The sequence below is a fragment of the Variovorax sp. P4_B10 genome, assembly GCF_056402375.1.
The window spans coordinates 16658-32078 of sequence record NZ_JBFUHN010000051.1 but is presented as its reverse complement, the minus strand read 5'-3'; the positions used below and the strand labels follow the sequence as shown (position 1 = coordinate 32078).

General features: G+C 68.6%; 3 protein-coding genes. All 3 read left to right on the top strand.

All coding sequences use genetic code 11. The features are described from left to right. Positions 1-10: 10 nt before the first annotated feature. Genes AC1DXX_RS22080 through AC1DXX_RS22070 form a run of 3 tightly spaced genes read left to right on the top strand, consistent with a single transcriptional unit; the run spans position 11 to position 15389 of the window. The gene (locus AC1DXX_RS22080; protein WP_478136350.1) at positions 11-7249 is read left to right on the top strand and encodes a hypothetical protein; all 7239 of its coding nucleotides are present in this window, start codon (positions 11-13) and stop codon (positions 7247-7249) included. Positions 7250-7251: 2 nt separating this feature from the next. Next, positions 7252-14475 carry a prealbumin-like fold domain-containing protein gene (locus tag AC1DXX_RS22075; protein ID WP_478136349.1) on the top strand — a complete coding sequence of 2408 codons (7224 nt, stop codon included), beginning with the start codon at positions 7252-7254 and terminating at the stop codon, positions 14473-14475. 2 nt (positions 14476-14477) lie between these two features. Beyond that, positions 14478-15389, top strand: coding sequence for a winged helix-turn-helix domain-containing protein (locus tag AC1DXX_RS22070; RefSeq protein ID WP_478136348.1), 912 nt, complete (start codon positions 14478-14480; stop codon positions 15387-15389). The last annotated feature ends 32 nt before the right edge of the window (positions 15390-15421 follow it).

Here is a 15421-nt window from a genome sequence, read left to right as displayed (position 1 = left end):
AGTGCAATTCTTGTCTGACTCATTGAGCTGCGGCTCGCATCGATGGCGCCAGGCCGGCGCCACGCTGGCGATCGGACTGGCGTTGCTCCTGGCGTCCGTTGCGGGGCAGGCCGCACCTGCGCCCGGCGGCAGCGTCATCCGCAACGTGGCCAGGGCCAGCTATGTGCCAGCGGGCTTTGCGCAGACCGAAACTTCCAGCTCCAACAGCGTGGTGGCGAACGTGCTGCCGGTCGAGGCGCTGGTGCTCACGCAGGACCAGGCGGTCACCCGGCCACCGGCCACCGTGGTCACGCTGAGCCACCTGCTCACCAACACCGGCAACGTGCCCTCGAGCTATGCGCTGGGCTTTGCCAACAATGGCAACGGCTGCGCGGCCGACACGCTCGATCTCTCGGCCTTGAGCGTCGTGCGCGACATCAACAACAACGGCGTGGCGGATCCCGGGGATCCCGTGGTGCCGCTCGGCGCCCCCGGCGCGCTGGCGCTGCGGCCCGGCGAAACGGCTTCGCTGCTGGTACGGGGGACGATCCCGGCCACTGCGGGCGGCATTGCCTGCGTCGCGCTGACGGCGACCACTGCGTTGCAGAACCTGAGCGCCACCAACCGCGACACCGTGACCGTTGGCGACATGGCGGTGATCGCCATCACCAAGAGCGCGAGCTATCCGGGCGTCATCGTTCCGGGGCAGACCCGCATCGACTTTTCGGTCTCGGGCACCAACATCGGCGCCCGCGATGCGCAGCCCGGCAACGTCGCCGCGCCGGCAGGCACGCCGGTGCTGGTGAACGGCGCGCCCACCAGCCTGGTGCTGGTGCGCGACCTGGTGCCCGCCGGCACGCAGTACATCGCCGGCACGCTGCAGAGCACGGCCGCGGGTGCAGTGCGCCTGTTCCGCCTGCCGGGCGATCCGGCCTTCAGCTACCGCACGGCGGACGATGCCGCCGCGATCGAAGTGGCGATCGGCGTGCCCACTGCCGTGTCGCGCAATGCCTCGATCGCGATGCAGTTCGCGGTGCTGGTGCGGACGGACCAGACCGGCGACATCCGCAACACCGCGCAGAGCTACTACAACGACGGCACCGCACCGGTGGTGTCGCCGTCCAACACCGTGCTCATCACCACGAGCCAGAGCCGCATCGGCGTCGCCAAGACCGCCTCGACGCCGCGCGCGAACCGCGGCGCCGATGGCCTGCTCGACGGAACCGCTACCGTGCGCTTCAGTGTCGACGTGCGCAACTACGGCGCCGTGTGGCTCTACGGCGTGCAGGCGACCGACCTGCTCGAAGGCAGCGGCGCCACCCAGTTCGGCAGCTACACGAGCGCGGCGGTGCCGGGCCCCAACCAGTACACGGTGGTGCCGGGCTCGATCGCGATCGCGGGCAACCAGGGCAACACCGTGGGCGGCACCGTGGCCGCCGCGAACAACGCCTTCACCGGCACCGCCGGCGCGCAGAGCCTGCTCGCGCCCGGGGCCGTGCTGCCGGTCGGCGCGCAGGTCATCGTGCAGTTCGACGTTCGCATCAACGTCAACGGGCGCACCGGCACGCTCCTCAACAGCGTGCGTGCGCAGGGCGCGCTGACGCCCGGCGGCGCGCCCGTGGCCTTCGACGATTCGGTCGACGGCGCCAACCCGGACCCGGACAGCGACGGCAACCCGAACAACAACAGCGCACCGACGCCCGTGTCGATGGAGCTTCCGTCGCTTTCGCTCGCCAAGAGCGCCTCGCTGCCCCGGCGCGTGGCACAGGGCGTCTACGAGATCGACTACCGGCTGCTCGTCACGAACACCGGCGTTGCCCCCGCGCCGCACGTGCGCGTGATCGACAACCTGAACTGCACCTTCGACATGGACAAGCCGGAAGGCCTGATCGCGTCCTGGGAACTGGCTGTCGCGCCCAAGGTCCGCAGCGGGTTGCTCATTGCTGCGGGAAGCTTCACCGGGCGCGCCGCTTGCGACCGCGAGGCGCTTGCCAGCACCGACGCATTCAAGCTGCCGACCGAGGTGGTGCTCAGCCTGACCGACGGCAGCCGCGGGCTGGAGCCCGGCCAGAGCGAGGAAATCAGCTTCACCGTTCGCATCACCCAGAAGCCGGGGGCAGGGGACCGCCGCGTGGCGATCAACAACAAGGCATGGGCCGCGGCCTTCGACCAGAACACCGTCAACGTCACGCCCGCGATGCTGGTTGCAGCCACCGCGAGTTCGGTGCAGTCGCTGCTGGCCGACCCGGCCGGCACGGTCTACAACGCCGTCACGCGCGATCCTGTTCCCGGCGCGGTGGTCACGTTCACGCGGCAGTCGTGCAGCAGCGGGTCGGTGACACCGATGACCGAGGCCGAAATCTACGGCGGCTCCTCGGGCACCTACACGTTCAATGCCGACGGCAGCGTCTCCATGACGACCGGCGCCGACGGCAGCTACCAGTTCTACCTGCAGTCGCCGCCGGTCACGGGCCTGTGCACGTACGCGCTGCATGTGGCGCCCCCGGCGGGCAGCGGCTATGTCTATCCGTCCCAACTGATTCCCGTGACGGCCGGCACCTTCGGCAGCTGCGGTCCGGTCGTGCCCGGTGCCTTGCCGCCCAAGGGCGCGGAGCCCACGACCCACTATTTCTCGCTCACCGCCGGCTTCAACGCGTCGAACGAAGCGTGCGACGTGCTGCACAACCACATTCCGCTCGATCCGGGCAACGTGCTCGGGCTGGTGTTGCGCAAGGAAGGCAGCAAGCGGCAGGTCGAGTTCGGCGACTTCATGGACTACGCGCTGACGGTGACGAACAGGACCGGTACCCCGGTGAAGGGAATCTCGCTCAGCGACAGCTTGCCGCCAGGCTTCGCCTATGTGAGCAACAGCGCCCGCCTGAACGGCGCGGCGACCGGCAATCCGGTCGGCGGCGCGGGACCGAAGCTGGTGTTCAACTACCCCACGCTGACGCTCGGTGTCGACCAGATGGCCATGGTGCGCTATCGCGTGCGCGTCGGCGTGGGCGCTCCCACCAACGGAGACGCCATCAACCGTGCGCGCGCCTATTCGGGTCCGCTGCAGTCGAACCTCGCGAACTGGACCGTGCGTGTCACGGGGGGCGTGTTTTCGGACGAGGCCTTCATGTTCGGCAAGGTCTACATGGACTGCAAGCCCGACGGCAAGCAGGAGGGCAGCGACGAGATCGGCGTGCCCGGCGTGCGCCTGTTCATGGAAGACGGCACCAACGTCGTCACCGACGTGGAGGGCAAGTGGAGCCTCTACGGGCTCAAGCCGCTCACCCACGTGCTGCGCGTCGACCAGACCACGCTGCCCGCCGGCGCGCGGCTGGATGTGCTGGACAACCGCAACGCGGGCAGCCCCGAGAGCCGCTTCGTCGATCTGAAGAAGGGCGAGTTCCACAAGGCCAACTTCATCATCGGCAACTGCGACAGCAAGGCGACGCTGGCCGATGTGATCGCGCGCCGCGCGGCCATTGCCGCGATTCCGGACACCGAAGCCGAAGCCCAGGTGCGCATGCGCCTGAATGCGGAGGGCCAGATCGTCGCGGTGGGCGACCTGCGCTCGCTGCCCGCCAGCGGCCAGGCGCTCGCCAGCGGCAGCACCGGCTCCACCACCACCTCGTCCGCGCCGCTGATCGCGATGCCCGATGCACCGGCCAACGCCAGCAGTTTCGTCGGTGCCGGATCGGGCAGCATGAGCGGCACGCTGGGTGCCACGGCCTCGGCCGCGCCGACCCCGGCCGGCAGCCTGTTTGCCGCGCTGAACGGCTTGCCGGCCGCCGCGCAAGGCGTGTCGGCCGCGGGCGGCGCGGCGGCCGGCGTCGGCGCTTTCGCCAGCCGGCCGGTCAACACGTCCGGCGCCATGCTGGAGCCGCGCAGCGCACCGCTGCTGCCGGAAGCCGCGCCCAGCCCCATCGAGCTGGAAGTGCTGCTGCCCCGGATCGAGAGCAACGCTCTCGGCTTCCTCGGCCTGAAGGATGGCGACACCGTTCCCGGCCAGTCGATCAACGTGCGCGTCAAGGGCGAGGCCGGCATGGCGCTGCGCCTTCGCGTCAATGGCCAGGCCATCGACGAGCGGCGCGTCGGCAAGAAGACGCAGCTGCCGTCGAAGAAGATCGGTGCCTGGGAATACATCGGCGTGGTGCTGCAACCCGGAACCAATCGCCTGCAGCTCGATGCGGTGGACGATTTCGGCAATGTGCGCGGCAGCGAACAGATCGGCATCGTTGCGCCGGACAAGCTCGGCGCCATCCAGATCGATCTGCCCGAGACGGCGTACGCCGATCTGCGCACACCCGTGATCGTGAAGGTGCGCCTGACCGACGCAGCCGGCGTGCCCGTGACCGCGCGCACCCAGCTCACGCTGGAGGCTGACCGCGGCCGCTGGCTCGACGAGGACCTGAACCCGGCCGAGCCGGGCACCCAGGTCTTCATGGACGGCGGCGTGGCCGAGTTCCGCCTGCTGCCGCCGGGCGAGGCGGGCGATGCGCGCCTGCGCGTGACGGCCGGCAGCTTCGTCAAGGAAGTGCGGCTCGCGCTGCTGCCCGAGATGCGCCCGATGATCGGCGTGGGCATCGTCGAAGGCGTGCTCGACTTCACCCAGYGCGGCAGCGTGCCGCTCGGCGCCATGCCGGCGGGCGCGGCGTTCGAGGCCGAACTGACGGGGCTCACCGAGGAGCGCGAGAACCGGCGCGCCGCCGCTCGCGCCGCCTTCTTCTTCAAGGGCACCGTCAAGGGCGAGTACCTGCTCACAGCCGCCTTCGATTCCGACAAGACACGCAAGGACCGGCTGTTCCGCGACATCCGGCCCGACGAGTTCTATCCGGTGTACGGCGACTCGTCCGTCAAGGGCTTCGACGCGCAGAGCACGCAGAAGCTGTATGTGCGCATCGACAAGAACCGCTCCTACCTGCTGTATGGCGACTTCACCACCAGCAGCAGCACCGAGGTGCGCAACCTGAGCCAGAGCAATCGCGCGCTCACCGGTCTCAAGCAGGTGTACGAGACCAGCAACGTGCGCGCCACCAGCTACGTCTCCCGCACCGCGCAGACGCAGCAGGTCGAAGAGTTCCGCGCCGTCGGCACGTCCGGACCCTACTACCTGAGCGCGACCGGCGGCGAGTTCGTCGACAACAGCGAGCAGATCGAAGTCGTGGTGCGCGACCGCAACCAGCCCGACATCGTGCTGCAGCGCACGCCGGCCACGCGCTTCGTGGACTACACGGTCGAGCCGCTCACGCGCCGCATCCTGTTCACGCATGCCGTTGCGTCGGCCGACGCCAACCTCAACCCGCAGTCGATCCGCGTCACCTACGAAGTCGACAGCGGCGGCCCGAAGTTCACCGTGGCCGGCACCGACGTGCAGGTCAAGGTGGGGGAGCGCCTGCAACTGGGCGTGGTCGCCAGCACCGACCAGAACCCGGAAAACCACCGCAAGCTGCGCGCGCTGACGGCCGTGGCCCGCCTCGGCGAAAACACCACGGCCGCAGCCGAACTGGTGCGCACCGATTCCGACGCGAAGGGCAAGGGCGAAGGCGCCCGCGTCGAGGTGCGTCACCAGGACGAGAAGCTCGCGGCGGTGGCGCTGGCCAGCAAGACCAGCACCGGCTTCGACAACCCGGGCGCCAGTTTTTCGGCGGGCCGCACCGAGGTCTCCGGCCGCGCCGAATACAAGATCGACGAAAGCACCGCGGTGCGCGCCGAAGCGCTCTACAGCAAGGACGCGCTGCTGGAGGGCGACCGCAAGAGCGCCAGCGCGAGCCTGCGCAAGAAGCTGGACGACAACATCGTCGCGGAGGTCGGCCTGCGCCACGGCCAGAGCAGCAGCGGCCTCGCCTCGGGTTCCGGTTTCGACTACGGCGAGATCTCCACCTACAACGGCAATCTCGGCAGCCGCGTCGGTGCCGGCAACGTGACGGCGCTCGGCGCGGCGGCGACTGCGAACGCCAAAACCGAGACCGAGAGCCTGACCACCTTGCGCGCGCGCCTGTCGGCCCAGGTGCCCGGCGTGCCGCTGGCCCAGGTCTTCGTCGAGGGCGAGCAGGACCTGAAGCAATCCGACCGCCACACGCTGGCCGTCGGCGGCAACTATGCGATCACGGACAAGACGCGCGTCTATGCACGCTACGAGCTCATCTCCAGCCTGTATGGCAATGCCCAGCTGGACGCCACGCAATCCAACAACGTCGGCATCCTGGGCATCGAGAGCAACTACATGGACGGCGGGCGCCTGTACAACGAGTACCGGCTCGCCGACAGCACGGACGGCAGGACCGGGCAGGCAGCCACCGGCGTGCGCAACACCTTCAAGCTCACCGACCACTTCAGCCTGACCGGCGGCCTCGAGCACACCCGCCGGATGGGCGGCTACACCAACAGCGCCAACAGCGGCACCGGCTACGCGGGCGGACTGGGCGAATCCACCGCCATCACGGCGGGCGTCGAGTACCTCACCGACACCTACAAGCTCAGCGGCATCCTCGAAGGGCGCAAGGGCGACGACGCGGATACCCGCCTCTTCAGCGCCGGCTTCGGCTACAAGATCACGCCGGCCTGGAGCCTGCTGGCGCGCAGCGTGATGAGCGACAGCGAAGGGCAGGGCATCAACGCAGGCAACGAGCGCCACCTGCAGCGCCACCAGATCGGCATGGCGTACCGCCCGGTCGACGACGACACCTGGAACGCCTTGATACGCTACGAGCGCCGCTCGGAGCGCATCGCGGGCCACGGCAACGCCGCCGGCRCATTGACCGGCGGCAGCGCCTTCGGCAGCGATTCCGGCAACGCCAGCTTGCCGGGCAGCACCAGCGCCGACATCGTCTCGGCGCACCTGAACTACAACCCGCAGCGCGGCAGCGTGCTGAGCGCGCGCTATGCGGGCAAGCTCTCGCGCGCCGACGACGGCTTCCTGGCCAGCAGCTACTGGGCCCACCTGCTGCACGCGCGCTACACCCACGACATCAACAAGGACTGGGACTTCGGCGTCCAGGCCGGCCTGCTCTACGGCAAGGGCGGCGCGCTGCAGAAGACCGTGGGCATCGAGTTCGGCTACCAGGTGGCGAAGGACCTGTGGATTTCCGCGGGCTACAACTTCGTCGGCCTGCGCGACCGCGACCTGACGGCCAACGAATACACCAGCAAGGGTGCCTACATCCGGCTGCGCTTCAAGTTCGACGAGACGGGGCTGGGCTTTCCATCGGCCGGTGCCGTTGCTCCGCCTGCGTCGGCGCCCCCGTCCCCAGAAGAAAAAACCAGTTCAGAAAAATGAACATGCAAAGACTCAAGAACACGCTGCGCTCCACTGCGGGCACGGCAAGGTGGTGGCTCCTGTGCGCGCTGTGGCTGCTGGCCATGCCGCTTTCCGGGCATGCGCAACAGGTGCTCACGCCGCAGGGGGCGACGCCGGTCAACGGCACGGTGTTGGGCACCGATCGCGGCGGGGATGCCAGGATTCAGTGCTTCAACGGTTTTCCAACCGGTTTGACGATGTGGGAGCGGCTGAACAGCGCGCCGGTCAGTGGCACTTTTGCCAATCTGACCGGCGGGTTGCGCGCGTACCAACTCCGCTGCTCTCCGTTCACGGTGACCGAAGGGGCGACCGCTGCGACCATCACCTTCGGCGCGGCGACCCAGGGAGGCGTCTGGGGCCGCCCCATCAACGGCATGACGCTGCGCGGTCCCCAGGCTTGCCCGGCCGGCACGGTGATTGCGGTGACGGGCGGCGTCGACCGCATGTTCAACGGCGGGTCGGGCGCCATCTATCCAACGCAGCTCACCTTCACCTGCCGTCCGGTCACGGTGGTGGCGGGCGACTGGTTTCGCCTGGCGGCGACCGGAGGCGCAAGCTACACGCTGGGCATCACAGCCAACGACGGCGGCACCGGCGCCGGCTCGGCGGTGCCGGGGCCCCTGCGCGCCCCGCGGACCGTCTGCGCGTATTCGGCAACGACCTCCTGCAACGGCCTGGTCGACCTGGGCGGCGGTGAACTGATCGACGGCGTCGCCGGTATGCGGAGCGAGTTTCCCGACGCACGCGTTTCGCAGCGCATCAGCTTCGTCAACTACGCCTGGAGCCAGGCGCTCGGCCCCAGCACGAACACGGCCACCTGGCGCCCGACGGCCGGCCGCTTGCCCTTCTACCCGCCGACCATTGCCAACAACACGGCGCGCTACCAGGACAACTACGAGACCTACGTGTCGGGAGGCAGCAGCTACAGCGGCACCGCGCTGGCACCGAGCGGTGTCAGCACCTACAACTTCGTCAAGACCGGCACCTGCGCCACCGCGCACACGCTCGCGACCCAGGAGGACTACACCTGCACGAACATCATCACCGGCCGGCCCGACCTGCAGGTGCGCGTTGTCGTGCCGCCGGATGCCTGGACCAGCCATGGCCAGCAGCGCAACGTCACGCTCACGGCCAAGAACTTCGGCCCGGGGCGCACCACGGCCACCGACAACTCGACCGCGGTGCTGAGCCTTCCCGCCGGATGGGACGCGGGCACGCTGCCCGCCAACTGCGCCAAGGCCGGCTCGCCGGTGGTGGTGACCTGCCAGGTCAACCCCACGCTGCTGGCGGGCTCCACCGGACCGAACATGGCGGACGGCGGCGAAGTCAGCTTCGACATCCCGGTGTTTCCGCAGCCCACTGTCGTGGCCGGCAGCTACCCCGTTGTCAATGGCGCCAAGGTGTGCGTGCAGGCGGCAGCGCCGGGCAACATGCACTACTGCACGGTGCCCAACGATGCGACTGCGAACAACGACGACGGCATTGCGGTGAATGAAACCGACACCGTCGTTCTCGCCTACCTCACGCCGCCCCAGATGCCGCCCCAGGTCACGACCACCGTGGTGTCGAACGGCGGCGTGGGTTCCTTCGCCTTCACAGGAACCAATAGCGCGGCGCCGACCAGCCCGATCGTCACGACGGTACCCGGGCAAGGGCAGGCGGGGCCCACCATGGAACTGGCGACCGCCAGCACCACGACGATCCTGCAGCAGTCCGCACCGCCCGCCGGCTTCGCGCTGAGCAGCATCGCCTGTACCGGCATGTCCCCGGCCGGTACCGCGACCTACAACCTGGCGCTGCGCCAGGTGACCTTCAATGCGGCGGCCACCAACTACGGGGCCAACATCGCCTGTACCTTCACGAACACCCGTGTGGTCGTCACCGTCAGCAAGCTGACCGAAGGTGGAACGGGCAGCTTCTCCTTTACCGGCTCCAACGGCTTTGCCGCGCAGAGCATCACCACCTCCGCGGCCAGTACGCCGGAAGAAGGCGATCCATCGGGTCTGACCACCGTGGGCGCGGCCACCACCATCACCGAAGGCGTGCCGCCCGCCGGCTGGCAGCTCAAGGGTGTCGCCTGCACGGGCATGGGCGCGGGCGGCACTGCCACGGTGAACCTTGCAGCGCGTGCCGTCACCCTGAATGCGGCGGCCACGGCAGCGGGCAGCAACATCGCCTGTACCTTCACCAACACCAAGCTGCCGACGATGACGGTCAGCAAGATTTCCATCGGCGGCACCGACAGCTTTGCCTTCACCGGCACCAACGGCTTCGTTGCTACGAACGTGACGACGGAGGACGACGGCGTTGCCATTGCCGCAACCGAACAGGTGCTCGCGGCCGCGAACACCGCGACCAGCATCACCGAAGGCCTGCCGCCGGCGCCCTATGCACTGACCGGCATCAGCTGCACGGGCATGGGCGCGGGAGGTACCGCCACGCCGAACCTCGCCACGCGCACGATCGCGCTGAACGCCGCGGCCGGCGCGCCGGGCAGCAACATCACCTGTACCTTCACCAACACGGTCCAGCCGCAGCTCAAGCTGGCCAAGACCGCCGGCGCCTCGAGCTTCGCGGTCGGCGTGCCATCGAGCTACACGCTCACGCTGACCAACACCGGCCCGGTCGCCACCACCGCCGCCGCCACCATCAGCGACACCGTGCCGGCAACGCTGACGCTCGGCGCCATGCCCGCCGGCTGCAGCGCGAGCGGGCAGGTCGTGAGCTGTACGGTGCCCGCGGGGCTCGCGGCCACCACCGGCACCACGGCCTTCGTCATTCCGGTGACCCCGTTGCCGGGCGCGTCGCCGAGCGTGGCCAACACCGCGACGGCCACCGGCGGTGGCGACCCGTCCTGCAACGCGACGGGCAATTGCACGAGCAGCGTGACCACGCCGGTGCTGGGGGAGCCCCGCATCACCTTGCGCAAGACCAAGACCAACATCACCGGCACCCACACCTTCGGCTTCACGCTGACGGGTGTCACCAACCCGACGGACAGCATCGCGGTTACCGCGCTGGCCACGCCGCAGGCCTCCGGCACGGTGCACGTGGGCGCCCCCGGCACCGCGGCAACGGTGCAGGAGTCGAGCGTGCCCGCCGGCTGGCCGGCCAACCCCGTTTCGGTGTCCTGCCTGGACTCCGCGACTGCGGCCAGCGGCAACCCGGCCACCGAGCTGGCGACATTCACCGGCAACACCGCCACCCTGCCGGCCGGCGTGATGCGGCCCGCGGCGGCCATCACCTGTACCTTCACCAACACGGCCACCGCGCGTGTCGCGGTGGACAAGACCGCGCCTGCGACCGGCGGGGCCGGCGGCCCCATTGCCTACGGCCTGAGCCTGGCCAACACGGGTCCGGTGGCCACCGGCACTTCGCTGGTCGTGAGCGAGCAATTGCCACCGGGCGTGGTGGCCAACTCCGTGGTGGTCGGCGCCGGCGTGACGTCGGCGAATTGCGGCGCGCTTCCGAGCGCTCCCGGTGCACTGCTCAACTGCACCATGACGCTGCCCGCCGGCGGCATTCCGGCCACCACGGGCGTGCGCAGCTTCACCCTCAACGCGACCGCGCCGATCGTGGCGACCGGCACCGTGCTGACCAACTACGCCAGCACCAACGCGAGCGGCGCGGGCGCGCCGGTCACGGCCGCAGGTGCCGGCTGCGTCTCCAGCAGCACGGTGAGCTGCGACAACGCCCAGACCACCATCGTCGTCGGCCCCGCGGCCGGCAGCGAATCGGGCCTGCGCATCGTCACCGACAACCAGCTTGCCAACGGCACCGCGCAGGACGTGCTCGAAGTCTTCATCCGCGATGCCTCCGGCAACGCGGTCCAGGCTGGCACGGTGGTGAGCTTCGGCGCCACGCCGAGCGTCGCCTTCAACGGCGGCGCGGTCGGTGCGGCCGGAAGCTGCACCACCACGGCGGCGGGCATCTGCCAGGTGACCGCGACCAGCACCGTGGCCGCGGTCTACAGCACGACGCAGGTCACGGTGGGCGGCGCGGTCCTGAGCGGCAACTTCAGCGTCGGCGCAGACAGCTACCTGCCGAGCCCGCAGCCCTACCGGTTCGGCACCCGGCCGACGGTGACCATCCGCAAGACCTCGCTCGGCGGGGTGGGTACGTTCAGCTTCACCGGAACCAACGGCCTGGTCGCGCGGAACATCACGACCACCGTGGCCGGTACGCCGGTCGCTACGGCGGCCCAGACGCTCACGGCCGCCAATGCGGCCACGACCATCACCGAAGGCGTGCCGCCGGCCGGCTATGCGCTGATCGACGCCTCCTGTACCGGCCTGGGCGCCGGCGGATCGGCCTCGCGCAACGGGCGTGTGCTCACCCTCGATGCGGCAGCCACCGCGCCGGGCAGCAACATCGTCTGTACCTTCACGAATTCCCTCGACACGGGCGTACCACCGCCGCCCGTTCCGCCGACGGTGATGTGCTCGACAAATGCCGCGGTGTTCAATACCGGTTTCGACGGTCCCGTGGGGCCGCCGCTGACCACCGGCCGCGATCCGGTGTGGGAGTCGGGCATCGGCACGGCGGCCGGCGGCCCGGCCAGCGTGGCCACCTGGGCGCGCTCGTACGTCGGGAACAAGGCGCCGGGCGCCTGGATCGCCTCGCCGTTCGGCAATGCCAACTGGATCTCGCAATACGCGACCAACCATGCGGGCAATGTCGACATCTACCATCGCTTCACCTTCAACATGGCGCCGTCGGTCAATCCGGCGAACTTTGCGCTGAAGCTGGACTTCTACTCCGACAACTCGGTCGCGGCCATCTACATCAACGGGGTGCTGCAGAGCGTTCCGGGCGTGCCGCAGGCCGGCAACTCCGGCTTCGTTGCAGGTGCCCAAGCCACCACCAACCTGACCAGCAACTGGCAAACCGGTTCGAACACGGTGGTCGTCCACATCAAGAGCGGTGCGCCAGCCGAGGGCTTCCTGGCCCAGGCCACCACCAGTGCGGTCTGTGCGCCGGCGGCAGTCAACCTGCAGAAGACCACCACCGGAGGCGCCGGCGGTCCCTTCGGCTTCAACCTGAGCAACACCACGCAGGCAAGCGGTACGGTCAGCACTGCCGCCGTCGGTACGCCGACGCAGGTGGACGGCGACACGTCGGCGGCGGGCGTGCAGGCCTTCAGCGCCAAGGTGAGCAACACGGTCATCAGCATCACCGAGCCCGCGGTGCCCGGCTGGCATCTGGTGGGTGCGAGCTGTACCGACGCCGGAACGCCGGTCGGCGGCCTCGGCACCGGCGCGAGCGGGCGGACCTACACCATTCCCACGGGCAGCGTGCAGCTGGGCAAGACGCTGCAGTGCGTGTTCACGAATTCCGCATCGGCCACGGTGACCATTCGCAAGGTCTCCATGGGCGCCACGGGTACCTACGGCTTTACCGGAGACAACGGCCTGACGGCGCAGAGCCTCGTCACCACCGCAGTCGGCACGCCAGCCGTGGGCACGATCCAGACCCTTGCGGTGCCGAGCACGGTGACGACCATCACCGAAGATCCGCTGCCCGCCGACTACGCGCTGACCGGCGTCAGCTGTACCGGCCTGGGCGCCGGCGGCACCGCCACGCCCGATCTGCCGAACCGCAAGGTGACGCTCGATGCGGCCGCCACGACGGCGGGCAGCAACATTGCGTGCACCTTCACCAATACCTATACGCCGCCGTATCCACGGGTGCAGATCGTCAAGACCACCATCGGCGGTATCGGCAGCAACCTGTTCAGCTTCGCGCTCAGCGGTCTTTCGGTGGCGAGCGACAGCATCACCGTCGTCGGCGACGACAGCATCGAAGGTGCCGCCAACATCACCGGCAGGGCCGGCGTCGGGGTCGCGATCAGGGAAAGCTCTCCGGCGGGCTGGCCGGCCAACCCGATCAGCGCGAGCTGCGTGGACGCGAACAGCGCCACGCCGGCCGCGCCCTTCGGCACGCTGACGGGCAATCAGCTGAGCATCCCCGCGGCCAACATGGTCGCCGGCGCGGCCATCACCTGTACCTTCGTGAACGGCTATCCCAAGAACGTGACCGGCCGGGTGTTCCTGGACAACGGCGTGGCGGGCGGCACCGCGAACGACGGCCTGATCAACGGCGGCGAGACCGGTCTCGACGGTATCAGCGTGCGGCTGACCGATTGCGCGGCAACCACGCTGTCGACCGCCGTTACCGATGGCACCGGCAAGTACGCGTTGGCCGTGCCTTTCACCATCGGCACGGGCGACGCGCTGTGCGTGGAAGAGACCAACACCGTTTCGCGCATCTCCACCGGCGCTTCGCTGAGCAGCGTCCAGTTGCCCTCCGGCCAGACCGTGGCGAGCGCAGGCACCGGCTACACCTACACCCGCGACGGCACGCCGGACCGCATCGCCTTCACCTGGAACAGCAGCGGCCACACGGGCCTGAACTTCGGCGACGTCGACCGCAACACGCTCGCGACAGACGGCGCCAAGAACGGCCTTCCCGGCAGCACCGTGAGCTATCCGCACACCTTCACCGCGCGAACCGGCGGGGCCGTGAGCTTCGACATCCCGACCTCCGTCGATACACCGACCCTCAGCGGCTGGAGCGGCAAGATCTTTGCCGACACCGGCTGCACCGGCGCACTGCAGGCCGGCGCGGCGCTGCTCTATCCGCCGGCCGTGCCGGTGACGGTGATCACCGGACAAAACGTCTGCGTCGTGATGCAGGAGTTCATCCCCGCCAATGCGATGAACGGCAACAACAACACCAGCACCGTGCAGGCCAGTTTCGTCTTCACCAACGCCAGCCCCGGCCTGAACGCCACCTACACGGTGACCGACATCACCACCGTGTCGACCAGTGCGCTGGACCTCAAGAAGGAAGTACGAAACGTGACACGCGGCGGCAGCTTCGGCATCAACAACCAGGCCAAGCCCGGCGACACGCTGGAGTACCGCATCGCCTATACCAACAACGGAACGACCCCGATCAGCGGCTTGACGGTCAACGACACGACGCCGCAATACACGGCGTTCATTGCGGCACAGGCGGACACGACGCCGGCCACGCTCGCGAGCTGCCAGAAGATCACGCCCGCCAACCCGGCCCCGGCTCCGGCCGTGGATTGCACTGCCGCGCAAACGGAGGGTGGAACGGGTGCGCTGAGCTGGAAGTTCACGGGGCCGCTGGACCCTGGCGCGTCGGGCACGGTCCTCTTCACTGTCAAGGTGAACTGAGCATGAGCAACCTCCTGCCAAGAGCCGTCGACGACGGCAGCGAATCGGATGCACGGTCCACGCCAGCGTGGAATCGAAGGGCGGTGCAACCGATGAGGTTCGTGAGATCCGAAGGCGCGCGCATCGCGGTGCTCGACCAGGCGATGCGTACGCGCGAATACGGACGCCGAGCCGTTCGAAGACTCGGGCATCAGCCCGAGGTATTCGGGAGCACTGCCGAGATTGCTCGCTGCGGCGCCGCGCCTGCGCCGAAATTCGACATGGTCTTCCTGGCTGTAGAGGGCGATGCCGAGTCGTCCCTCATGCAGCTGGAAGAGGTCAAGGCGCTGGTCGGGCATTGGACGCCGGTGCTGTGCCTGGCTTCGCGAGATCAAGTGCCGGTGCTGTCGGATCTGCATTGGAATGCGACGAATGAAGTGATCGTGAGCCCGACTTCATTCGTCGAATTCTGCTGTGTCGCGCGCATGTTCATGCGGCGCTTCGGTGTGAATGTGTACGAATCCGATCCGACGTGGGATTGCTATCGCTTTTCTCTGATGAGCGATGCCGTGGAGGTTTCGGGTGAGAGGGTTCACCTTCGTGCGATCGACTTCGACGTTGCGTTCGAACTGTTCTCTCATGCAGGCCAGACGCTCACGCGCGAGTGGTTGTACTCGACCGTCTGGGACAAATACGAAGACACGCAGTCACGGACCCTCGACGTCAGCATTTCTCGTTTGCGGCGCGTCCTGGATCTCAAGGCCAATGGCTGGGACCTCCGGGCCGTCCACGGCATGGGATATCGGTTGGACGGTCCTGCCGGGGAAAGTCGTGGCGTCGCCTCGCGCGAGGCGGAAGGTGCTTCGGCGAAGGACGCATCGATCGCCGCAGCGCCCCCTGGGCCTCGGACATTTTTCACAATTGCAAACAGATGAATATCGCCAATGTCGGATAGCCGACATAGGCG